The sequence below is a fragment of the Jatrophihabitans endophyticus genome (genome assembly GCF_900129455.1).
Classification (GTDB): Bacteria; Actinomycetota; Actinomycetes; order Mycobacteriales; family Jatrophihabitantaceae; genus Jatrophihabitans; species Jatrophihabitans endophyticus.
Genome location: NZ_FQVU01000002.1, coordinates 514813 through 535266, shown reverse-complemented (window position 1 = coordinate 535266; position 20454 = coordinate 514813). Strand labels below are relative to the sequence as shown.

General features: G+C 72.5%; 23 protein-coding genes. 13 read left to right on the top strand and 10 right to left on the bottom strand.

What is annotated here, in order from left to right; all coding sequences use genetic code 11:
- Positions 1-1404, bottom strand: coding sequence for a uracil-xanthine permease family protein (locus BUE29_RS23070; RefSeq protein ID WP_073389528.1), 1404 nt, complete (start codon positions 1402-1404; stop codon positions 1-3).
- A 120-nt stretch (positions 1405-1524) separates the two neighbouring features.
- Positions 1525-2124, bottom strand: coding sequence for a TetR/AcrR family transcriptional regulator (locus tag BUE29_RS07930; protein WP_073388332.1), 600 nt, complete (start codon positions 2122-2124; stop codon positions 1525-1527).
- A 43-nt stretch (positions 2125-2167) separates the two neighbouring features.
- On the opposite strand from BUE29_RS07930, the gene BUE29_RS07925 reads away from it, so the two are divergent.
- Together BUE29_RS07925 and BUE29_RS07920 are read left to right on the top strand one after the other, a co-directional pair.
- A complete protein-coding gene (locus BUE29_RS07925; protein WP_073388330.1) occupies positions 2168-3451 on the top strand; it encodes an MFS transporter in 1284 nt (427 codons plus the stop codon).
- Positions 3452-3476: 25 nt separating this feature from the next.
- Positions 3477-4253 (top strand): SDR family NAD(P)-dependent oxidoreductase, encoded by a 777-nt coding sequence (locus BUE29_RS07920; RefSeq protein ID WP_073388327.1) that lies wholly within the window; start codon positions 3477-3479, stop codon positions 4251-4253.
- Here BUE29_RS07920 and BUE29_RS07915 read toward each other — a convergent pair.
- From BUE29_RS07915 to BUE29_RS07895, 5 genes are read right to left on the bottom strand one after another with little or no spacing between them, the layout of a single operon-like run.
- The gene (locus BUE29_RS07915; RefSeq protein ID WP_073388317.1) at positions 4234-5034 is read right to left on the bottom strand and encodes a hypothetical protein; all 801 of its coding nucleotides are present in this window, start codon (positions 5032-5034) and stop codon (positions 4234-4236) included. The genes BUE29_RS07920 and BUE29_RS07915 overlap by 20 nt on opposite strands.
- Before the next feature lie 8 nt (positions 5035-5042).
- On the bottom strand, positions 5043-5993 hold the full coding sequence (locus tag BUE29_RS07910) for a twin-arginine translocation signal domain-containing protein (protein WP_073388315.1): 951 nt from the start codon (positions 5991-5993) through the stop codon (positions 5043-5045).
- Positions 5968-6567 carry a hypothetical protein gene (locus BUE29_RS07905; RefSeq protein WP_073388313.1) on the bottom strand — a complete coding sequence of 200 codons (600 nt, stop codon included), beginning with the start codon at positions 6565-6567 and terminating at the stop codon, positions 5968-5970. The genes BUE29_RS07910 and BUE29_RS07905 overlap by 26 nt, the downstream gene beginning before the upstream one ends.
- On the bottom strand, positions 6560-7366 hold the full coding sequence (locus BUE29_RS07900; protein WP_073388311.1) for a hypothetical protein: 807 nt from the start codon (positions 7364-7366) through the stop codon (positions 6560-6562). Before BUE29_RS07900 ends, BUE29_RS07905 begins: the two co-directional genes overlap by 8 nt.
- Positions 7363-7935, bottom strand: coding sequence for a MauE/DoxX family redox-associated membrane protein (locus BUE29_RS07895; RefSeq protein ID WP_143168058.1), 573 nt, complete (start codon positions 7933-7935; stop codon positions 7363-7365). The genes BUE29_RS07900 and BUE29_RS07895 overlap by 4 nt, the downstream gene beginning before the upstream one ends.
- Positions 7936-8192: 257 nt before the next feature.
- Between BUE29_RS07895 and BUE29_RS07890 the strand changes: the two genes are divergently transcribed.
- The 4 genes from BUE29_RS07890 to BUE29_RS07875 are packed head-to-tail and all read left to right on the top strand — an operon-like array spanning position 8193 to position 12111.
- Entirely contained in the window at positions 8193-9536 is a 1344-nt protein-coding gene (locus tag BUE29_RS07890; RefSeq protein WP_073388306.1) for an IPT/TIG domain-containing protein, read from the top strand.
- 14 nt (positions 9537-9550) lie between these two features.
- Positions 9551-11218, top strand: a complete 1668-nt coding sequence (locus BUE29_RS07885; RefSeq protein ID WP_073388304.1) for a DUF885 domain-containing protein — start codon at positions 9551-9553, stop codon at positions 11216-11218.
- A 54-nt stretch (positions 11219-11272) separates the two neighbouring features.
- Positions 11273-11644 (top strand): ArsR/SmtB family transcription factor, encoded by a 372-nt coding sequence (locus tag BUE29_RS07880; RefSeq protein ID WP_073388302.1) that lies wholly within the window; start codon positions 11273-11275, stop codon positions 11642-11644.
- Positions 11641-12111 (top strand): SRPBCC family protein, encoded by a 471-nt coding sequence (locus BUE29_RS07875; protein ID WP_073388301.1) that lies wholly within the window; start codon positions 11641-11643, stop codon positions 12109-12111. The genes BUE29_RS07880 and BUE29_RS07875 overlap by 4 nt, the downstream gene beginning before the upstream one ends.
- A gap of 43 nt (positions 12112-12154) precedes the next feature.
- Here BUE29_RS07875 and BUE29_RS07870 read toward each other — a convergent pair whose 3' ends face one another.
- Positions 12155-12526, bottom strand: coding sequence for a hypothetical protein (locus BUE29_RS07870; protein ID WP_073388299.1), 372 nt, complete (start codon positions 12524-12526; stop codon positions 12155-12157).
- A 214-nt stretch (positions 12527-12740) separates the two neighbouring features.
- Here BUE29_RS07870 and BUE29_RS07865 point away from each other — a divergent pair, with 214 nt between their 5' ends.
- On the top strand, positions 12741-13694 hold the full coding sequence (locus BUE29_RS07865) for a peptidoglycan-binding domain-containing protein (RefSeq protein ID WP_073388297.1): 954 nt from the start codon (positions 12741-12743) through the stop codon (positions 13692-13694).
- Between the two features lie 22 nt (positions 13695-13716).
- Here the strand turns inward: BUE29_RS07865 and BUE29_RS07860 are convergent, their stop codons facing one another.
- On the bottom strand, positions 13717-14172 hold the full coding sequence (locus tag BUE29_RS07860; RefSeq protein WP_073388295.1) for a MarR family winged helix-turn-helix transcriptional regulator: 456 nt from the start codon (positions 14170-14172) through the stop codon (positions 13717-13719).
- A gap of 96 nt (positions 14173-14268) precedes the next feature.
- Here BUE29_RS07860 and BUE29_RS07855 point away from each other — a divergent pair, with 96 nt between their 5' ends.
- The 6 genes from BUE29_RS07855 to BUE29_RS07830 all read left to right on the top strand — a co-directional run bounded on the left by BUE29_RS07855 (position 14269) and on the right by BUE29_RS07830 (position 19721).
- Positions 14269-14811 (top strand): VOC family protein, encoded by a 543-nt coding sequence (locus tag BUE29_RS07855; protein WP_073388292.1) that lies wholly within the window; start codon positions 14269-14271, stop codon positions 14809-14811.
- 63 nt (positions 14812-14874) lie between these two features.
- Positions 14875-15147, top strand: a complete 273-nt coding sequence (locus BUE29_RS07850; protein WP_073389525.1) for a GlsB/YeaQ/YmgE family stress response membrane protein — start codon at positions 14875-14877, stop codon at positions 15145-15147.
- 123 nt (positions 15148-15270) lie between these two features.
- Positions 15271-16482: a phosphoglycerate dehydrogenase gene (gene serA, locus BUE29_RS07845; RefSeq protein ID WP_073388290.1), complete on the top strand. Its 1212-nt coding sequence runs from the start codon at positions 15271-15273 to the stop codon at positions 16480-16482.
- Positions 16483-16619: 137 nt separating this feature from the next.
- Complete coding sequence (locus tag BUE29_RS07840) at positions 16620-18458, top strand: acyl-CoA dehydrogenase (RefSeq protein WP_073388288.1); 1839 nt, start codon at positions 16620-16622, stop codon at positions 18456-18458.
- A gap of 71 nt (positions 18459-18529) precedes the next feature.
- Positions 18530-18892, top strand: coding sequence for a hypothetical protein (locus tag BUE29_RS22770; protein ID WP_200800099.1), 363 nt, complete (start codon positions 18530-18532; stop codon positions 18890-18892).
- 22 nt (positions 18893-18914) lie between these two features.
- Positions 18915-19721 carry a tyrosine-protein phosphatase gene (locus tag BUE29_RS07830; RefSeq protein ID WP_073388284.1) on the top strand — a complete coding sequence of 269 codons (807 nt, stop codon included), beginning with the start codon at positions 18915-18917 and terminating at the stop codon, positions 19719-19721.
- 3 nt (positions 19722-19724) lie between these two features.
- On the opposite strand, the gene BUE29_RS07825 is transcribed toward BUE29_RS07830, so the two are convergent.
- On the bottom strand, positions 19725-20435 hold the full coding sequence (locus tag BUE29_RS07825) for a TetR/AcrR family transcriptional regulator (RefSeq protein ID WP_073388283.1): 711 nt from the start codon (positions 20433-20435) through the stop codon (positions 19725-19727).
- Positions 20436-20454: the final 19 nt, after the last annotated feature.

The following is a 20454-nucleotide window of genomic DNA, read 5'->3' as shown; positions in this document are numbered from 1 at the left end:
TCAGGCGAGCGGCTTGGCGAGGTCGGGCCGGTCGTCACGACCCGTCCGCGGCTCGCGCAGGTGCGCCGGCGCCAGCGCCCGGCAGAGGTGGTAGCCGAGCAACGCGATCAGCGTGCCGGCGGCGATGCCGGTGATGGAGAAGTCGTCGGTGAACTTGATGGTGAGGTCACCGATGCCGGCGATGAGAGCGGCGCCGAGCGGGACGAGGTTGACCGGGTTGGCGAAGTCGACGCGCGCCTCGATCCAGATCTTGGCGCCGAGCAGGCCGATCATGCCGTAGAGCACGAGCGTGATGCCGCCGAGCACGCCCGCCGGCGTCGCGGCTACCAGCGCGCCGAACTTGGGGCAGAAGCCGAACAGGATCGCGACGGCCGCCGCGATGTAGTAGGCAAGCGTGGAGTACACCCGGGTGGCGGCCATGACGCCGATGTTCTCGGCGTAGGTCGTGGTGGGCGAGCCGCCGACGACGCTGGCCACCGCAGTGCCCACGCCGTCGCCGATGAAGGCGCGGCCGAGGTAGGGGTCGAGGTCGTCGCCGGTCATCTCCGAGACGGCCTTGACGTGCCCGGCGTTCTCGGCGAGGAGTGCGATCACCGACGGGATGACGAGCAGGATGAACGTCATGCTGAACGTCGGCAGGTGCGGACCGGTCAGCTCCTTAAGGTTGGGATCGCCGACGAGCGGGATGGTCTTGGGGACGCCGATCCAGGCCGCGTCGGAGATGCCGGACCAGTCGATGCGGTCGACCATCATCTTCGGGTCGGCCGACGACGGCACCTGGTTGATCTGATCGGCGATCCACGAGGCGACGTAGCCGAACACGAGCCCGAGGAAGATCGCGAGGCGCGACACAAATCCTCGCGCGAGCACCGACACGACGATGACGAAGGCCGCGGTGAGCAGCCCGATCCACTGTTCGTTCGGCAGGTACAACGTCGTGGCCACCGTGGCCAGGTTGAAGCCGATGAGCATGACCACGGCGCCGGTGACAACGGGCGGGAGCGCGGCGCGCACGAGGTGCGCGCCGCCGACGTGCACGATCACGCCGACCACGGCGAGGATCAGCCCGGCGATCAGGATGGCGCCGGTGACGTCGGCGGAGTCGCCGCCCTGGGCGCGGATGGCCGCGACGCCGGCCACGAACGATGCCGACGTGCCGACGTAGCTGGGGATGCGGTTCTTGACGATGAGCAGGAACAGGATCGTCGCGACGCCCGACATGAGCACCGCGAGGTTGGGGTTGAGCCCCATGACGCGCGGGAAGACGAAGGTGGCGCCGAACATGGCGACGACGTGCTGTGCGCCGAGCCCCACCATCCGGGGCGTCGACAGCCGCTCGTCCGGTCGGACGACGGCCCCCGCCGGCGGCGTCTTGCCACCGTGCACGAGCGTCCAGCGAAACATCGACACCTGCGTCTCCCCTCGGATCGCGCGGAAGGCCGGCCGCCCCGCGTGGGGGCATCCTGGCATCCGCGGCGTGTCCGCCGGGTTACGCGCGCGAGATCGGCAGGTCGTGCCGGGGACTTACCGGGGCAATGCGGCGTCGAGCAGGTTCGCGGCCGCGGCGCGGGCCGCCGCGGCGGCCCCCTGGTGGCCGTCGAGGCGGTGCGCGAGGGCGGCGCCGTCGTAGAGCATGACCAGCTGCCGCGACAGCGTGTCGGCGTCGGCCACGCCCAGTTCCGCGGCGAGCTCGGCGAACAGCCCGCGCAGCCAGCCGCGGTAGCCGTCGGCGGCCTGCCGCGCCGGGCTGCCGGCAGGGCTCTCGGCGGTGGCGCCGATGAACGGGCAGCCGTGGTAGTCGGGCTCGGCCATCCGCTCGCCCTGCGCGACGAAGACGCCGAGCAGCTTGTCGCGCGGATCGTCCCAGCGCTCGAGCACCGCCGCCACCCGGGTGGAGGTGAGCTCGTGGCGCTGCTGCAGGTAGGCGCGGACGAGCTCGTCCTTGCTGCCGTAGGTGTTGTACAGCGACGCCTTCGCCACCCCGGCCCGCTCGATGATGCGGTCGATGCCGACGGTGTGGATGCCCTCGGCGTAGAAGAGCTCGGTGGCCGCGGCGAGCAGCCGTTCGCGAGCCGTGCGTCGCGACGCGGTGGTGGCGGCGCCCGCCGGTGCGGTCCGTGTCATAACGGACTTGACGCTACCAGACAGATCTGTCTAGCGTCGAAGCATGCAGACAGACCGGTCTACTCACCTGGACGGCCGTCGCCGTGCCCGTCGACTGCCCGACCGAGCGGCCTTCTGGCTGCTCGCCTCCGTCATCGTCGCCTTCCTGGCGGCCTCGTCGGCACCGACCCCGCTCTACGCGACGTACGCCGCGGAGTGGCACTTCTCCCCGGTCACGACGACCGTCGTCTTCGGCGTCTACGCGATCTCCGTGCTGGTGACGCTGCTGGCGCTGGGACGGCTCTCCGACCACGTCGGACGCCGACCCGTGCTGCTCGCGGCGCTGGCCGTGCAACTGGTGGCCACGGCCGCGTTCCTGACGGCCGACGGCGTGCCGGGGCTGATGGCGGCGCGCATCGTGCAGGGCATCGCCACCGGGGCGGCCGCGAGTGCGATCGGGGCCGGTCTGATCGACCTGGACAGCCGGCGCGGCACCCTCGTCAACGCGGTGGTCACGCCGCTGGGCACCGGGCTCGGGGCGCTCGGCGCAGGCGTGCTCGTGCAGTTCCTGCCCGCGCCGACCCGGCTCGTGTACTGGCTGCTGCTCGGGGTGTTCGCCGTCCAGGCGGCCGGAGTGCTCGCGATGCGCGAGACCGTCAGCCGGGCGCCGGGCGCGGTGCGCTCGCTGGTGCCGGAGTTCGCGCTGCCGCCGCCGGCGCGCCGGGCCCTGCTCGTCGCGACGCCGGCGCTGATCGCGGCCTGGGCGCTGCCCAGCTTCTTCGCCTCGCTCGGCCCGGGCCTCGTCCGCACGGTGACCGGCTCGGGGTCGGTGCTGCTCGGGGGCCTGCCGCTCTTCCTGCTGGCCTCCGCCGCGGCCCTGAGCACCCTTCTGCTGCGCAACGCCGACCCCGACCGGGTCATGCTCGCCGGCACGGCCGGCATCGTGCTGGGCGTGGCGGCCACGCTCGTCGCGGTGGCGGTCGACTCGTCCGCGCTGTTCTTCGGCACGGTCTTCGTCGCCGGGCTGGGCTTCGGCGCGGCCTTCCAGGGCGGCGTGCGGACGGTCCTGCCGCTTGCCCGGCCCCACGAGCGGGCCGGTCTGCTCTCGCTGGTCTACGTGGTGTCCTATCTGGCGCTGGGCATCCCGGCCATGATCGGGGGGCTGCTCGCGGTCCACAACGCCGACCTGCCCGGCACCGCGCGCGAGTACGGCCTCGCCGTCATCGTCCTCGCGCTGCTGGCCGCGGCGAGCCTGCTCGTCCGGGGCCGGGCCGACCGGTCCGCACCCGTCGTCGTCGAGCAGCTGTGCCCCCGCGAGACGGCACGGCAGGCCTGCCCGACGTCCTGACGCGGGCGGGGATAGTCTCCGCGACATGGAGATCACCGGAGCCAGTGCCATCGTCACCGGCGGCGCGAGCGGCATCGGTGCCGCCGCCGTCCGCCGTCTCGCCGAACGTGGCGCGCGCGTCGTCGTCGCCGATCTGCAGGCCGACAAGGGCCAGGAGCTCGCCGACGAGGTCGGCGGGGCGTTCGTCGCCGTCGACGTCACCGACACCGCGCAGCTCCGGGCCGCGGTCGAGCGGGCCGTCGAGCTCGCGCCGCTGCGGGCCGTCGTGAACTCCGCCGGCATCGGCTGGGCGCAGCGCACCATCGGCCGGGACGGCGAGTTCGACTCCGCGCACTCGCTCGAGGCCTTCACCAAGGTCGTCGCCATCAACCTGATCGGCACCTTCGACATGACGCGACTGGCGGCGACGGCGATGAGCCGCAACGAGCCCGACGCCGACGGGTGCCGCGGCGCGATCGTCAACCTCGCGAGCGTGGCCGCCTTCGACGGCCAGATCGGGCAGGCGTCCTATTCGGCGTCCAAGGGCGGGGTCGTCGGCATGACGCTGCCGGTCGCTCGCGACCTCGCCGCGGCCGGCATCCGCCTCAACACCATCGCCCCGGGCCTCATCGACACCCCGATCTACGGCAGCGGCGACGAGGCGGAGGCGTTCAAGGCCAAGCTGGGCGAGAGCGTGCTGTTCCCCAAGCGGCTCGGTGTGCCGGACGAGCTGGCCAGCATGGTCGTCGAGTGCCTGACGAACTCCTACATGAACGGCGAGGTCGTCCGGGTGGACGGCGGGATCAGGATGCCGCCGAAGTAGCGCGGGTGCCGGCCTGCGCCGGCACCGGGCAGGAGACGACGCCGTCGGCCCACCGGCGCGAGATCGCGACGCCCGCCGCCAGCACCGCGACCGTGACACCCGCGGCCGGCGCACCGCCGAGCTGCGCCGCGGCGACACCGGCGACGCCTGCCGCGACCGCCGTCGCGACCCACGTCGAGGGTGTCGCCCAGCCGTCGATGCGCGCCACCAACGAGCGCAGCCGGTCAGGCGTGTTCGCGACGGCGCAGCCGACGATCGCCAACCCCCGCACCGCCCCGAAGACGACCGCCACGAGGAACGCCTGGGCGGGCGAGCCCGTGAGCACGGCGAGCGCAGCGGTCAGGTACACCGCCGCCGTCATGATGTAGGTCGCGAAGCCCGCACCGATCTGCACGCCGTAACCGCCGGCGTAGATCCAGCGCCGGTAGGTCGTCAGCCACCGCTCGTCCACCTGACGGGGGTGGACGGGCAGCGAGCGACCGAACATCCGGGTGTCCGACGCGACGGCGATCGCGGCGCAGCCGAGCACGAGTGCCCAGGTGAGCGAGTCGCGCGCGCCGGCGCGCCCGACGCCGAAGGCCGCGAGCGCGAGGCCGCCGCCGAGGGCGGCACCGCCCGCGACCGCGCCGGCGACATACCAGGCGGCGGTGAGGCCGAAGCGGTGCCCACGGGCACGTTCGGAGACGGGGTTCAGCGACGACAGCATCGACAGCCCGCACGGCGACCAGACGCCGCGCGCAGCGGCGACGACCGCGGTGACGAGGGCGAGGGACAGCAGCATCGGCGCTCCTACGGGGTGTGCGTCTTGGTGTGCCAGACGACCTTGTCGCCGCGGTAGATGGCGAGCTGGCCGTTGTTGCGCAGCCGCAGGTACGACGTCGTGGTCGTCGCCGGGTTGGAGCTGCGCCAGCGCACCGTGCCCGACTTGTCGACGACGGCGAGCCGGCCGTCCTTGCCCATGACGAGCCGGCCACCACGGGCCTCGGGCGAGGTGCGGGTCGACCACACGATGCCGTCCTGGTTGGCGATCACGAAGTCGCCGTCGGACTGCAGGTAGGCCTTGGTGTGCCGGTTCGGGGCGACGAGGCGCTGCCCGGTCTTGCGGTACTGCCCCTCGTGCAGCACGGCCCGGCCCTCCTTGAACGTGACGAGCCGCGGGTAGGTGTTGGCCTTGGTCAGGCACGGCGCGTTGTGGGCGCGGGTGTTGTTGTCGGTGGCGCTGGACTTGCCGCACTTGCCGGGATAGAGCTCCCACGGCGGCCGGCAGCTGATCTGGCGGCACACCACCGCGGTCGTTCCCTTGACCTGCGTGTTGCACTGCCCGTAGCGGAAGACGTTGCAGGCGACGTAGCGGTGGTCGCAGTTCGACTTGTTGCAGCGGCAGTGGAAGTGGTGCCCGGGCTTGGCGTTGCAGTCGATGTAGTACCGCGCCGCGCCGCCGCAGAACGACGAACGGTCGGCCTTCCACCATCCGCCGGCGAAGGTGTTGGGCGGGCAGGTGTTGTGGCCCTTGTTGATCGAGCAGCACATCGCCGACCAACCGGCGTCACAGGTCGCGCCCGGCCCGCACACCGACGCGTACGCGTTCTGCGGCTTGGTCAGGTAGTCCCACGGGTTGACCGCGAGGGCGGTGCCGGCGAGCGTGGCGGTGGTCAGGAAGCTGCGACGGCTCGGCCGCCGGTTCCCGAGCTGGGCCAGCCGGTTGACGATGCGCTCAGACAGTGGCGTCGACGTCGTCACGTGCGCTCACCTCCAGGTTGTCGAGGACGCCGTGCACGTCGGCGACCAGGTCGGCCGCGTGTTCGCGAGACCCGAGCACGACGTACAGGCAGAACGGTCGCCCCTCGTGCGTGAAGAAGGTCTGTCGGCCCAGCTGACCGGCCAACCGTCGCTGCAACTGATTGGGCGCGAAATCGCGCAAAACCGGGCGAGGGACGCCACGGTGCTCGAACAGCGGGCGGCCGGCCTCCTCGGCGTCGTACTCGAGCAGCGAGACGAACGCGTGCTCCGCGCCCATCACCTCCACCGCGCCGGTGCCGAAGTCGCCCCGGCCCGGCGGCAGGGCGAAGTTCGCGAGGTGCAGCACCGGGTTCGGCGACTCGCCGGCCCACCCGTACGCGGCGGGGTGCACGCCGGACCCGAGACCGCCCGTGATCCCGACGGCCGTCCCGGCGTCGTCGTCCTCGGGCTCCACCGCCGTCTCCGGCGGCCGGTCGCGCAGGTACAGCCGGGCCTCCCACCGTGCCGGCAGCGTGATCCGCAGGCCGTGGCCCGCGACGGTGGCGAGCGGCCCGGCGGCCTGCGTCCTAGCCATGGGCGTGCCCGCCGAGCCCGCCGTGCCCGGCCGGCTCCTCGGCCGCGCCGTAGAGCCGCGGGTCGCCGGGCAGGATGCCGGCAGCGAGCAGTTCGCGGTCGACGGCGGCCTCCTGCTCGGCGTCGCGTGCGGGCTTGCGGGACCGCTCGCCGGTGACGAACCCGGCGTCGCCGGTCGACCGGGCGAGCAGATCGGCGACCTGCCCCAGCGACTGCCCGGTGCCCTCGCCGCGGATGCGGCCGGACGCGCCGTCGACGTACACGACGTGGGGCGACCCCGGCACGCCGTAGTCGCGCCACGCCCGGCTCGAGAGGACGACGTCGATCCCGGGCGGCGCCATGGCGACGAGGTCGGAGACGCTCTCGTCGGCCGGGCTCTGCGGGACGACCAGCAGTCGCGTCCCGGCGGGCAGGTGGATCGAACCGGGGCGACCCAGCTCCTCCCAGAAGGTCGCGCACGACGCGCAGCCGCTCGACAGGAACAGCAGGAGCGTGTCGTTGCCCGTGCCGACGACGCGGGCACTGACGATCTCGCCGGCCAGGGTCTCGCCGGCGATGTCGTGCGCGTCGCCGAACTCGGCGGCCGGAGCGGGCGCCGTCCGCGGGCGTAACGGCGGCTCGTCCGCCGGCCGGTCGACCAGCGGCAGCAGGGTGAAGTCGCGCGAGCCGTCCGAGCCCCCGGCGTCGCCGTCGAGCTGGTGCAGCCGGCGCAGGACGGTGCCGTAGCCGCGCAGCAGCCCCGCGACCAGCACGCAGAGGACGACGAGGACGACGGTCTCGATCAGGACGAGGACGGTCACGGGGCCTCCACCAGACGGCGCGCGGACGACAGGGCCGGCAGCGCGGTGATCGCCAGATAGGCCGACCAGGTTACGAGTGCGACGAGCAGCGGACCGCCCACGGCGACGGCTGCGCCGTCGTCGAACAGGCCGCCGCCGGCGGGCAGACCGGCCCCGATCGCGGCGATGGCCACGGCGGCGGCGGCGAGGTCGAGGACGACGTGGGGTACGCCGACCGGTGCGTCCGAACGGCCGAAGCAGCCGCACGAGACGGGATCGGCCGCCGTGGCCAGGCGGGCGGCGACGGCGGCGAAGACGAGGTAGGCCGCAGCCAGCAGCACCGCGGCCGGCCGGCCCCCGACGGCCAGGACGACGACACCGACCGCCACCTCGCCGACGCCGACGAGACGTGCCGCGACGCGCAGCAGCGGCCGGCGGCGGGGCCGGGGGAGCAGCCGGCCGACGAGCGAGTCCACCGTGGCCGTCGTCGCCTGTGGCCGAGCCACCTTGGCGGCTCCGGACGCGACGAGCAGCAACGCGGCCGCGGCGCACAGCGCGGCGACGAGATCGTGCAGGACGGCACTGGTCATGGTCATCCGATCGGGCGGCCCGGGGTTCGGCGCGCTGATGGTGACACGCCTTGCTGTGCCTGACCAGTCGGCCCGACCGGCGAAGGGGGGCGTGTCGTTCTCCGGTATTCGCCCGTTCCGACTTGATCCACGACCGAACGTGTGCGTTCATCACATACGTAACACCTGCGTCACCTCGTCGCCCCCGTCGACGATCACCCGATCAGCACGACGCGACGACCCCGCTGCGCTCGGCCCCTGACCAAGAGGACGCCTCGATGTACCGACCCCTCCACCGAGCGGCACGGCCTGCCGCGCGCCGCGCCGGCGTCGCCGCGACGGTGCTGGCGCTCGCCGCCGGCGGCCTGACCGCGGCCACGGTGACCGCGCCGTCGGCCGGCGCGGCGACCGCCCGCGGCGCCGCGGTCTCGAGCGCCGCCAAGTACGCCAAGGCGCACGGCTACATCGCCGGCATCTCCGTCCTCGACACCAAGACGGGGCAGCTCTACTCGTCGGGCCGGCACACCAGCGGCTTCGCGAGCGAGTCGGTCATCAAGGTCATGATCGCGGCGCGCCTCATCGTCCAGGGACGCATGCACGGCAGCACCTCCAAGCGCGCCCACAAGATGATCGCGCAGTCCGACGACAACATCGCGAACTCGTTCTACGGCAGCGTCGGCGGCGACGGCCTGCTCAACTGGACGAAGAAGCACTGGAAGGTCCCGAGCCTCGGCAGCGGCCCGATCCGCAGCAACTGGTGGGGTAGCAACCGCATCACCTCCGACGGCCTCGTGCGCCTCTACGCCAAGCTGAAGAAGGACCGCAGGGTCAGCAAGTGGCTGCTGAGCGCCATGCACGACCACACCGTCCACGGCTCGGACGGCTTCTACCAGAACTTCGGGCTCCCGCAGGCGGCCAAGCGGGTCGCGATCAAGCAGGGCTGGGGCAGCGACTACAGCTACAGCCGCGGCAACGCGAGCCAGAACTCCACCGGCTTCGTCAACGGCGACCGGTACGCGGTGGCCATCCTCGCCCGCGGCCCGGCGAGCAGCTACGGCAGCCGACTCGGCAACGCGATCACGCAGATGGCGAAGCGGGTGCTGCCCGGCGGCGCCTTCCCGAGCAACGCGCCCGTGATCACAACCGTCTCGGCGAAGAAGGGCAGCACCGCGGGCGGCACCAAGGTCACCATCCACGGACGTGACTTCAGCAAGGTGACGGCGGTGGCCTTCGGTGGCACGCGGGCGAGGTTCAGCGTCACGTCGACCGGCACGATCGCGGCCGTCGCGCCCAAGCACGCCGCGGGCAAGGTGAAGATCTGGGTGCGGACGAAGTACGGGCGGACGCACACCGCACCGGTGTTCGTCTACTCCTCGCCGGCCACCACGGCGACCCGCAGGACGACCAAGGCGACCGACCCAGGCACGACGCGGCCGGCGACCCCGTCGCCGACCGTACCGGCGACGACGGCACCGGCCGGCTCGTCCCCGGCGTCGTCGACCCCGGCCACGGCCGGCGCGACGTCGGCCCCGGCCGGCTCGTCGTCGGCATCGTCGGCATCGTCGGCATCGTCGACCCCGGCCACCGGCAGCGAACCGGCCGGCGGCACGACCACGCCGTGAGTGAGGGTGGCGGCATGACCTCGCCCGCGCCGTCCGCCCGGGCGATCGCCGATCGCCTCGCCACCGTCCTGCTCGAGGCCGAGCCCTTCGTCGCGAGCGGGCTGGGGCTACGCGAGTACGACGCGCTCGTCCCCGATCCCTCGCGCGCCGCGGCGGACGAGCTGGACCGCCGGCTGCGCGAGGTCGCGGCCGAGGTCGCGGCACTGCCGGCCGAGGCCACGCGGCCGGGATCGCCGGAGCGCATCACCGCGGCGGCGGTGGCGGCCGTGTGCGAGCGCACCCGGCTGGAGCTCGCCGCGCGCGAGTCCGAGTACACCGTCACGGCGATGCCGTACGTGGGTCCGCCGGCGGCCCTCGCCACCGCGGCGCGCACGGTGCTCGTGGACGACCGGGCCGCCGCGGACTACCTCACCCGGCTGCGAAGCCTGCCGGACTGGATCGACGGCACCGCCGCGCGGCTCGACGAGGGCGCGGCGGCCGGCTGCTTCCCGGTCGCGTCGCTGGTCGAGAGCGCCGTCGCCTGGGCCGACCGGACGCTCGCCGAGGGCGTCCCCGCCGCGTTCACCGCCGCCGTCCCCGCCGACGCCTCCGCTGCGTGGCGGGCCGAGCTCGAGGCTGTCGTCACCGGTGCGGTCGTCCCGTCACTCCGGAGCTGGCGCGATCGCGTCGCCGCCCTGCTGTCCCGGTCCCGCCCGGACGACGCCGCCGGACTCTGGGCACTCCCCGACGGTGCGGCGGCGTACCGCCGCGCGGTCGCCGTCCACACCACCCTGCCCTACGAGCCGCAGGAGCTGCACCGCATCGGCCTCGCGGAGGTGGCGCGTCTCGAGCGGCGCGCGGTCGAGCTCGGCGCCGAGCTGGGACTGCACGACCTCGCGGCCGTCGTCCGGGCGGTGCGGGAGTCGTCGGGCGAGCTCGCGCCGGAGGCGGCGCTGCGGCGGGCGCGCGAGGCGGTCGCCCGCGCCGAGGAGCGTGCCGGCGAGATCATGCCGGCGCCGCTGCCGGCGCCGTGCGCGGTCGAGCCGATGCCCACGACCGTCGCGCAGTCGGGCATGGCCCCGCACTACTCCCGTCCCCGCGCCGACGGCAGCCGGCCCGGCACGTACTGGTTCAACACGCAGCGACCGAGCGCAGGCGCGGGCTGGGACCTCGAGGCGGTCGCGTTCCACGAGACGGTGCCCGGTCACCACTCCCAGCTCGCGCGGGCCGCAATACTCCCCGACCTGCCGCTGCTGCAGCAGCTGTCCATCACCGTGCACGCCGAGGGGTGGGGGCTCTACGCCGAGCGGCTCGCCGACGAGTTCGGCCTGCTCAGCGACGTGCGCGCGCAGCTCGGTGCCGTCTACATCGAGATGCACCGCGCCGCCCGGCTCGTGGTCGACACCGGCCTGCACGCCCTGCGGTGGACTCGGCAGCAGGCCCGCGACTACCTGATCGAGCACGTGGCGCTGCCCGAGCAGTTCCTCCTCGACGAGGTCGACCGCTACATCGCCCGGCCCGGGCAGGCGCTGGCCTATCAGGCCGGGTTGCGCGAGATCGTGCGGCTCCGCGCGCACGCCGAGGACGCCCTCGCTGCGGCGTTCGACCTGCCCGGTTTCAACGCCGCGCTGGTCGACAGCGGATCGGTCACCATGCCCGTCCTCGCGCTCGTCGTCGACGACTGGATCGCGGCACGGCGCTGACGGGGCGGGCGGCACGCCCTTGACAGTGCGGCGCGCGTGCCAATACTTAAGCGTGTGCCTAACCATCTGACCGAGGTCGACCGCGTGCTGCACGCGCTCGCGGACCCGACCCGGCGCGCGATCGTCGAACGGTTGGGGACGGGGCCGTTGTCGGTCAGCGAGCTGGCCGACCCGCTGCCGATGTCGATGCCGGCGCTCCTGCAGCACCTGCGGGTGCTGCAGGAGGTCGGTGTCGTGACCAGCGAGAAGGTCGGCCGGGTGCGCACGTGCCGTCTCGACGTCACCACCCTGACGACCGTCGAGGACTGGATCGGCGAGCGCAAGCGCGGTTGGGCCCACCGCCTCGATCGCCTCGGCGATTTCCTGGCCGAGCCCGACCTGCCGCCGCCCGGGGGCGGCGACCGATCCCGAGAGGACGAGTCATGACCACCACCGACCGTTCGGTCGTCCACGACCACTTCGTCGTCGAACGCACCTATCCCGCCGCCCCGGAGCGCGTCTTCGCCGCGTGGACGTCGCGCGAGGCCAAGGCGCGCTGGTTCGGACCCGACGCCGAGGGCGACGTCGTCGCCGAGCACACGCTCGACTTCCGCGTGGGCGGTCGCGAGCACATGCGGGGACAGGTCCACGACGGGCCCAGCTACGACTTCGACGCCACGTTCTACGACATCGTGGACGGCCGGCGCATCGTGTGGTCCTACGACATGCACCTCGACGGGCGCCGCATCTCGGTCTCGGTCGCCACCGTGGAGGTCACGCCCGTGGCGGGTGGGACGCGCCTCGTCCTGACCGAGCAGGGCGCCTACCTGGACGGTCTCGACACCAACGACCAGCGTCGCGCCGGCACCGAGGAGCTGCTCGACGCCCTCGGCGCGTCCTTCGACCGACCCTGACGGGCGCCGCCGATCGGCCGCGCCGGGCCGCGTGCTCGGGTCGTCAGTCGGCGGCCCGGGCGTAGCACCCGGCCGCTCGGGCGGCGGCGAGGACGAGCGGGGTGGCGTTCTCCAGCACGAGCATGCCGCCGAGCGCGTCGACCGCGGCGTGGGCCGCGGCGAGGGTGCGGACCACCGCGGGGTCGATCGTCGCCGCGTCGTCGAGCGTGGCGGCGCGGAGGTCGACGCGCAGGTAACGGCGGCCGGCGACCGTGTGAGTGCGCAGGATGCCGGCCAATAGCGGGGTGGTGGTCGCGTCGAGGGTGCCGACGACGCGGATGCCGGCGCGCAGGGTGTCGGCGGAGACGGTCGCGACCTCGAAGCCGGCGGCCTGCTCGGGCAGCACCGTCGGCTCGGACTGCGCCGTCGAGGTCATCACGCCTCCGTGCGTGTACGCGACCCGCCGGTCACGGGCCTGGTCGTCTTTACCCCGGGGTCAGTTCGGCTAAACCACATCGACGGCAATCCATCGAGCTAACACTTTCTTTATCGGCAGCGGTCGGTCAGAATGAACGGGCGGGTGGATGGTGCCGGGGGTACGGCAGCCGTCGCGGGATTCCGTCGACGGCCGACACGATCGAGGTAGCCCGATGCCCCGCCCGCTCTCCCGGCTCTGTGCGCTCGTCGCGACGACGCTCGCCGCCCTGGCCCTGCTGGTCGCGCCCACGGCGGCGCAGGCGGCCACCCGGGCGCCCCGTACCCCGAGCGGCCTGCCCGCCACCATCGAGCCCATGGCCGGCTACAGCGGACAGGTGGCCTGCGACCCCCGTACCCGGCCGGGGACCCGCAAGCTGGCCACGCTGCTCGCCGCGACCTACTCCGCGGGACGCAGCTGGAACACCACCTACGCCTGCGGCACCGACGGCAGCCGGAGCGAGCACTACGACGGTCGGGCGATCGACTGGATGGTCAGCATCCGGAACAAGGCGCAGCACGCAGCGGCGAAGGCCGCGATCGCGTGGCTGCTCGCGACCGACAAGGCGGGCAACCGCTTCGCCATGGCGCGTCGGCTCGGCGTCATGTACCTGATCTACGACAACCGCATGTGGGGCGCCTGGAGCGGCCGCTGGGAGGACTACAACGGCTGCGGCAAGCTGCCCAGCCGGGCGAACGACAACTGGTGCCACCGCACCCACGTCCACATCTCGCTGAGCTGGAACGGCGCGATGGGCCGCACGACGTTCTGGACCAAGCGGGTCTACGCGACCGACTACGGCCCCTGCCGCTACCAGGGCATGAACTGGGCGCCGATGTACCGCAAGCGCAACCTGAGCGGCTGCCAGAACTACGCGTCGGTGAAGGCGCCCAGGAAGTCGTCGTCGACCAAGAAGGCGCTCGTCGCCTACTCCGGCGCCACGCTGCGCCGCGGTCTCACCGGCCCCGCGGTGACCGCGCTGCAGACGGCGCTGCACGTGCGCGCGACGGGCCACTACACGGGCGCCACCGTCGCCGCCGTCCGCCGCTTCCAGGCCAAGCACCACCTGGGTCGAAGTGGCGTGATGTGGACGCGTACGTGGCGGGCGTTGCTCGCGGCCGTGAAGTAGCGACGATCGGCCCGCGGCGTCGTCAGGCGTCGTTGACGCGGGCCACGATGGACTCGCCGATGCGGGCGAGCTCGGCGAGCTGGTCGGCGCTGAGGCCGTCGACCAGGAACCGGCGGACGGCGGCGACGTGCCCCGGCGCGGCCGTGGCGAGCACGTCGAAGCCGGCGTCGGTGAGCGTCGCGATCTGGCCGCGGCGATCGGTCTCGCAGTCCGACCGGATGACCCAGCCGCGCTCCTCGAGGCGGGCGATGGCGTGCGAGAGCCGACTGCGCGAGGACAGCGTCAGCTCGGCGAGCTCGCTCATGCGCAGGGAACGTCCGTCGGCCTCGGACAACCGGACGAGCAGCTGGTAGTACGCGTGCGGCATGTCGGCGTCGCGTTGCAGCTGTCGATCGAGGGCGTCGAAGAGCACCTTCGTCGACTCGACGTACGCCCGCCAGGCCCGCTGCTCGGCGGGTGAGAGCCACGTGGTCGTCACCCCCGCAGCGTACGTCCGTGGCGTATGGTTGAGCGATCAACCAAGTTCGCCGCCCGGCTCGACGACGGTGCGGCGTCGCAGGAAGCAGGTTCGCCGATGCCCGTCCATCGCCTCAACCACGCCGTGCTCTACGTGCGCGACGTCGAACGCAGCGTCGCCTTCTACCGCGACGTCCTCGGCTTCGAGGTCATCACCGAGCTCGCCGGCCGCGCGGCGTTCCTGCGAGCAGCGGCGTCGTCGAACGATCACGACCTCGGGCTGTTCCAGATCGGTGCCGACGCGGCGGCCTCCGGCGCCGGCCGCACCACGGTCGGGCTCTACCACCTGGCGTGGGAGGTCGAGACCCTGCACGACCTGGAGACCCTGGCCGCGCGGCTCGCGGAGGCGGGCGCGCTGGTGGGGGCCTCGGACCACAGCACCACCAAGTCGCTCTACGCGCAGGACCCGGACGGCCTCGAGTTCGAGGTCGCGTGGATCGTCCCGGCCGACCTGCTCGACGACGCGGCGCTCGCCGGCCGGACCGGCATCCGGCCGCTGGATCTCGGCCGCGAGATCGCCCGCTACGGCCCCACCACCGCCGGTGGCATCGGCATCAGCCGGAGCGCGGTCGGCGTCGGGACCGGTCCTGCTGTGAGCTAGCGGTTAGCGGCGTCCGACTCGGCGGGTATGCCCGCTGCGACCACGTCGCCCGAGGAGGCACGCATGTTCGTCATCGGTTTCATCATCGTCGGACTGATCGCAGGTGCGATCGCCCGGCTGCTCGTACCGGGCAGGGACCCGATGGGGATCATCGGCACCATCGTGCTGGGCATGGTGGGCTCGCTCGTCGGTGGCTTCCTCGGTTACCTGATCTTCCACAAGGACGGCGACGACGGCATGTTCCAGGTGTCGGGCATCGTCGGCTCGGTCCTCGGCTCGATCCTCGTCCTGCTCGTCTGGCGCAAGGTGGGCGGACGCCGCCAGGTCCACGCCTGACGCACTCTCGTCGTCGCCCCGTCCCCGGAACGCTTCGGGGGCGGGGCGTTTCGTCGTCCTCACTAGACTCGCGGAGGAGGCGGCCACCACCGGCCGCGGCGTGACGAAGGAAGGCCCTGCTCGATGACCGACGGTCCCACGCGTGCCCTGCTGCTCGAGCAGATCCATCCCGACGCGGTGGAGATCCTGCGATCGAGCGGGTTCGAGGTCGAGACGCTCGACCGTGCGCTGGACGAGGACGAGCTCGTCGAGCGCGTCGCCGGCGTCGGGCTGCTCGGCATCCGCTCGAAGACCCACGTCAGCCAGCGCGTGATCGACGCCGCCGGTCAGCTGGTCGCCATCGGCGCCTTCTGCATCGGGACGAACCAGATCGACCTCGCCGCGGCGTCCGCCGCCGGCGTCGCGGTGTTCAACGCCCCGTTCTCCAACACACGCTCGGTGGTCGAGCTCGCCATCGCCGAGATCATCTCGTTGACGCGTCGCCTCAGCGAGAAGAACGCGCTCATGCACGACGGCGTGTGGGACAAGTCCGCCAGCGGCGCCCACGAGGTCCGTGGCCGCACGCTGGGCATCGTCGGCTACGGCAACATCGGCACCCAGCTGTCGGTGCTCGCCGAGAACCTCGGCATGAAGGTCCTCTTCTTCGACACCGCCGACAAGCTGGCCCTGGGCAACGCCCGGCGCTGCCTCTCGCTCAAGGACCTGCTCGCCGACTCCGACGTCGTCACCCTGCACGTCGACGGACGCCCGGCCAACGAGAACTTCTTCGGTGAGGCCGACTTCGCGCTCATGCGTCCCGGCTCGCTGTTCCTGAACCTGTCCCGCGGCTTCGTCGTGGACTACGCGGCGCTGCGGACGCACATCGAGTCCGGCCACATCGCCGGCGCGGCCGTCGACGTCTTCCCGGTCGAGCCCAAGGGCCGCGGCGACGAGTTCGTCTCCGAGCTGCGCGGTTTGGCGAACGTCATCCTCACGCCGCACATCGGCGGCTCGACCGAGGAGGCCCAGCAGGACATCGGGCGCTTCGTGGCCGGCAAGTTCCGCGACTACGTGCTGGACGGGTCCACGGGCATGTCGGTCAACGTGCCCGGCATCTCGCTGCCCCGCCCGGACGGCACGCTGCGCCTCATCCACCTGCACCGCAACGTGCCCGGGGTGCTCGCCCGGGTGAACGGCCTGCTCGCCGACAACGGCGTCAACGTCGAGGCCCAGCTGCTCGGCACGCGCGGCGACGTCGGCTACGTGGTGACCGACAGCGCCAGTGGCACGACGCAGACCATCGTCGACCAGATCCGCGCCATGCCCGAGACGATCCGGTTGCGCGTCATCTTCTGAGCCGCTTGCGGGCTGTGACGCGGATCGGTGTCGCGCGCTGTCGCTTGCCTGCGTTACCGACCGGTAATATCCTGAAGTTACTGACGGGTAACCCCCGTGCTCGCCGCTGCGAGGAACCAGATCAGGAGTACCGGCACATGGGCCACTTCAAGAGCAACGTCCGCGACATCGAGTTCAACCTGTTCGAGGTCTTCGGGACCGCGAAGACGCTCGACACCGCACCGTTCGGTGACGTCGACGAGGAGACCGCGCGCGGCATGATCGCCGAGGTCGCGAAGCTGGCCGAGGGCCCGCTCGCCGCGTCCTTCGCCGATGCCGACCGCAACCCGCCGGTCTTCGATCCGGACACGTACTCGGTGAAGCTCCCCGAGTCGTTCAAGAAGTCGTTCAAGGCCCTCTTCGACAGCGAGTGGTGGCGGCTCGAGACGCTGCCCGAGCTCGGCGGCCAGCTCGTCCCCCGCACCGTCGTCTGGGCGATCGCGGAGCAGGTGCTCGGGTCCAACCCGGCGCTGCACATGTACATGGCGGGGGCGCCGTTCGCCGGCATCCTCTACAACAACGGCAACGAGACCCAGAAGAAGATGGCCCAGCAGATGGTCGACAAGGGCTGGGGCTCGACCATGGTGCTGACCGAGCCGGACGCCGGCTCCGACGTCGGCGCCGGGCGCACGATCGCCAAGGAGCAGCCCGACGGCACCTGGCACATCGAGGGCGTCAAGCGGTTCATCACCTCCGGCGTCAACGACATGGTCGACAACGTCGTCCACCTCGTGCTGGCCCGCCCCGAGGGCGCCGGCGCCGGCACGAAGGGGCTGTCGCTCTTCGTCGTCCCGCAGACCCTCTTCGACCCCGAGACCGGTGAGCTCGGCGAGCGCAACGGTGCCTTCGTCACCAACGTCGAGCACAAGATGGGCCTCAAGGCGTCCACGACGTGCGAGCTGCGCTTCGGCGAGATCGACGACATCCCCGCCAAGGGCTGGCTCGTCGGCGACGTGCACAACGGCATCGCGCAGATGTTCCAGGTCATCGAGCACGCCCGCATGATGGTCGGCACCAAGGCCATCGCGACGCTGTCGACCGGGTATCTCAACGCGCTCGACTACGCCAAGAGCCGCGTCCAGTCCGCCGATCTGACCAAGGCCGCCGACAAGTCCGCGCCCCGCGTCACGATCATCAACCACCCCGACGTCCGTCGCAGCCTGATGCTGAACAAGGCCTACGCCGAGGGCCTGCGCTCGCTCGTCTACTACACCGCGAGCGCGCAGGATCGCATCATCGTCGGCAAGGCCGCCGGCACCGACGTCGAGCTGGACGAGGCGATCAACGACCTGCTGCTGCCGATCGTGAAGGGCGCGGGTTCCGAGCGCTCCTACGACCAGCTCGCGCAGGCGCTGCAGACCTTCGGCGGCTCGGGCTACCTGCAGGACTACCCGCTCGAGCAGTACATCCGCGACGCCAAGATCGACACGCTCTACGAGGGCACCACCGCGATCCAGGGCCAGGACTTCTTCTTCCGCAAGATCGTGAAGAACAAGGGTGCGGCGCTGGGCGCGATCTCCAACGAGGTCACCGCCTTCCTGGAGTCGATCGCCGACGAGGGCCGGCTCAAGGAGGAGGCCGCACTGCTGACGCAGGCGCTCGACGACCTCGGCGGCATCGTCGGCGCGATGTTCAACCAGCTCATGAGCGGCCAGGAGGACGTCGCGAACGTCTACAAGGTCGGCCAGAACACCACCCGGCTGCTGCTCTCGGCCGGCGACCTCATGGTCGGTTACCTGCTGCTGCGGCAGGCCGCCGTCGCGCTCACGAAGCTGGACCAGAACGGGCTGTCGGCCGCCGAGCGCGCCTTCTACGCCGGCAAGCCCGCCGTGGCGCGCTTCTTCGCGACCACGGTGCTGCCCGAGCTGAGCGCGCGCCGCGCCACCGCCGAGGCGATGGACAACGCGCTGATGGACGTCGCCGAGGAGTCGTTCTGACCCGCTGAGTGACGCCGACGTCGAGGGCCCCGTCCGACACCATCGGGCGGGGCCCTCGTATGTTCGAGGGCATGTCCGAAGAGCGGGTCGACCCCGACGATGCCCGGCTCGACGTCGCCGCGTTCGACGCCGTGTCGGCTCCGGCGGCGCTCGAGCTCGTCCGCCCGCTGTGCGCGAGCCCGGCATGGATGGACGCGATGGTCGCCCGGCGCCCGCACGGGACGATCGACCGGGTGCTGGCGACGTCCGACGCCGTCGTCGCGACGCTGTCCGCGCCGCAGCTCTCCCTCGCCGCGGCGAACGACGCGCAGGTCGCCGACGCCCGCAGCGCCGTGGTCGCGCGCGTCGGCGACGACCGTGCCGCGCAGCAGCTGGCCCTGCGTGACGAGCTCGCCGCGATCGTCCGGACCCGGCTGCAGCGCACGCTCGCCTGAGCGGGCCGTAGGCTCGGTCCACGTGACCATCACCCCCGCCTGGCTCGACCTGGACGGCGCGGTCAACGTCCGCGACCTGGCCGGGCTCCCGACCGCCGACGGCCGCGCCGTCGCGCCCCACCGGCTCGTGCGCGCGGACAACCTGCAGGGTCTGAGCGACGCGGACGTGCGCCGGCTCGTGGACGACGTCGGTGTCCGTACCGTCGTCGACCTGCGCACCGGCGTCGAGGTGCAGGCGGAGGGGCCGGGCCCGCTGACCCGCGAGCCGGCGGTGGACGTGCGGCACCTGTCGCTGTTCCCGGAGGCGGGCGGAACCACCGACGTGGCCTCGGCCGAGGACGGCACCGTGGTGCTGCCCTGGCAGGAGCGCGAGCTGCCGGCGTCCGACGACGAGCGCCGTCGGGGCGCGTCCGGCGTCTATCTCGCCTATCTCGACGACCGCCCCGACTCGGTGATCGCGGCGCTGCGCGCGATCGCGGGCAGCCCCGGCGCGACGGTCGTGCACTGCGCGGCCGGCAAGGACCGGACCGGCGTGGTGGTCGCGTTCGCGCTGGCCGAGGTCGGGGTCGAGCGGGACGAGATCGTGGCCGACTACGAGCGGACCGCGGAGCGCATCGGGGCGATCCTGGCACGGTTGCGGGCCTCGACGACCTATGCCGGTGACCTCGCCGGGCAGGTGGACGAGGACCGGCACCGACCGCGGGCCGAGACGATGCGGCGGCTGCTCGATGCGGTCACCGAGCAGTACGGCGGGGTCCCCGCCTGGTTGCGCACCCACGGCTGGACCGACGCGGACGGCGCGGCCCTGCGGGCCAAGCTGCTGGCCTGACGCTCACACGCGGGGCGCACGCCCCGCCAGCCGTTGCTTGTGGCTGGCGAAGGCCTCGCGGACGAGCTCGTCGTCCAGCGGCGGCTCGGGCAGCACCCCGCCCGGCCGCAGCCCGTCGAGCAGGATCGGCAGGTAGCGCCGCCACAGGTTGGAGGAGTAGTCGCCGAACACGTCGGCGACGGTGCACAGCATCAGCACGACGACGCCGACGTCGGACGCCTCGGCGTCCTCGCGCAGCTGACCCTTGGCCTTGGCGGCGGTCACCAGTTGATTGAGCGACGTGGTGAGTGCGTTGTTGATGCGGGTGGTCTCGAGCTCGTCGTGGAAGCCCATCATGACCTCGCGCAGTCCCCGGTCGGCGGCCTGCGCGGCCGCGGCGCCCTCGAGGAAGCGCACGAGCCCCGACCAGGGATCGGCGTCGGCCGCGGCCTGCTCGGCGAGCGCGATGACGTCGTCGACCGCGGCGGTGAAGATGGCGCGGGCCAGCTCGTGCTTGTTGCCGAAGTGCCGGTACGCCGTGCCCACGCCGAGACCGGCGCGATGCGCGATGTCGTCGAGGCTGGCGTCGAGGCCGCGCTCGGCGAACACCTCGCGGCCGGCGGCGAGGAGCGCCTGCCGGTTGCGCAGGGCGTCCTTGCGCAGCGGGCGGGAGGCACCGTCGAGCACGGTGTCCTCGTCGGTCGACTCGGTGACGTCGTCGTTCACCGTGGTCATGGCTGGTGCCTCCCGTCCG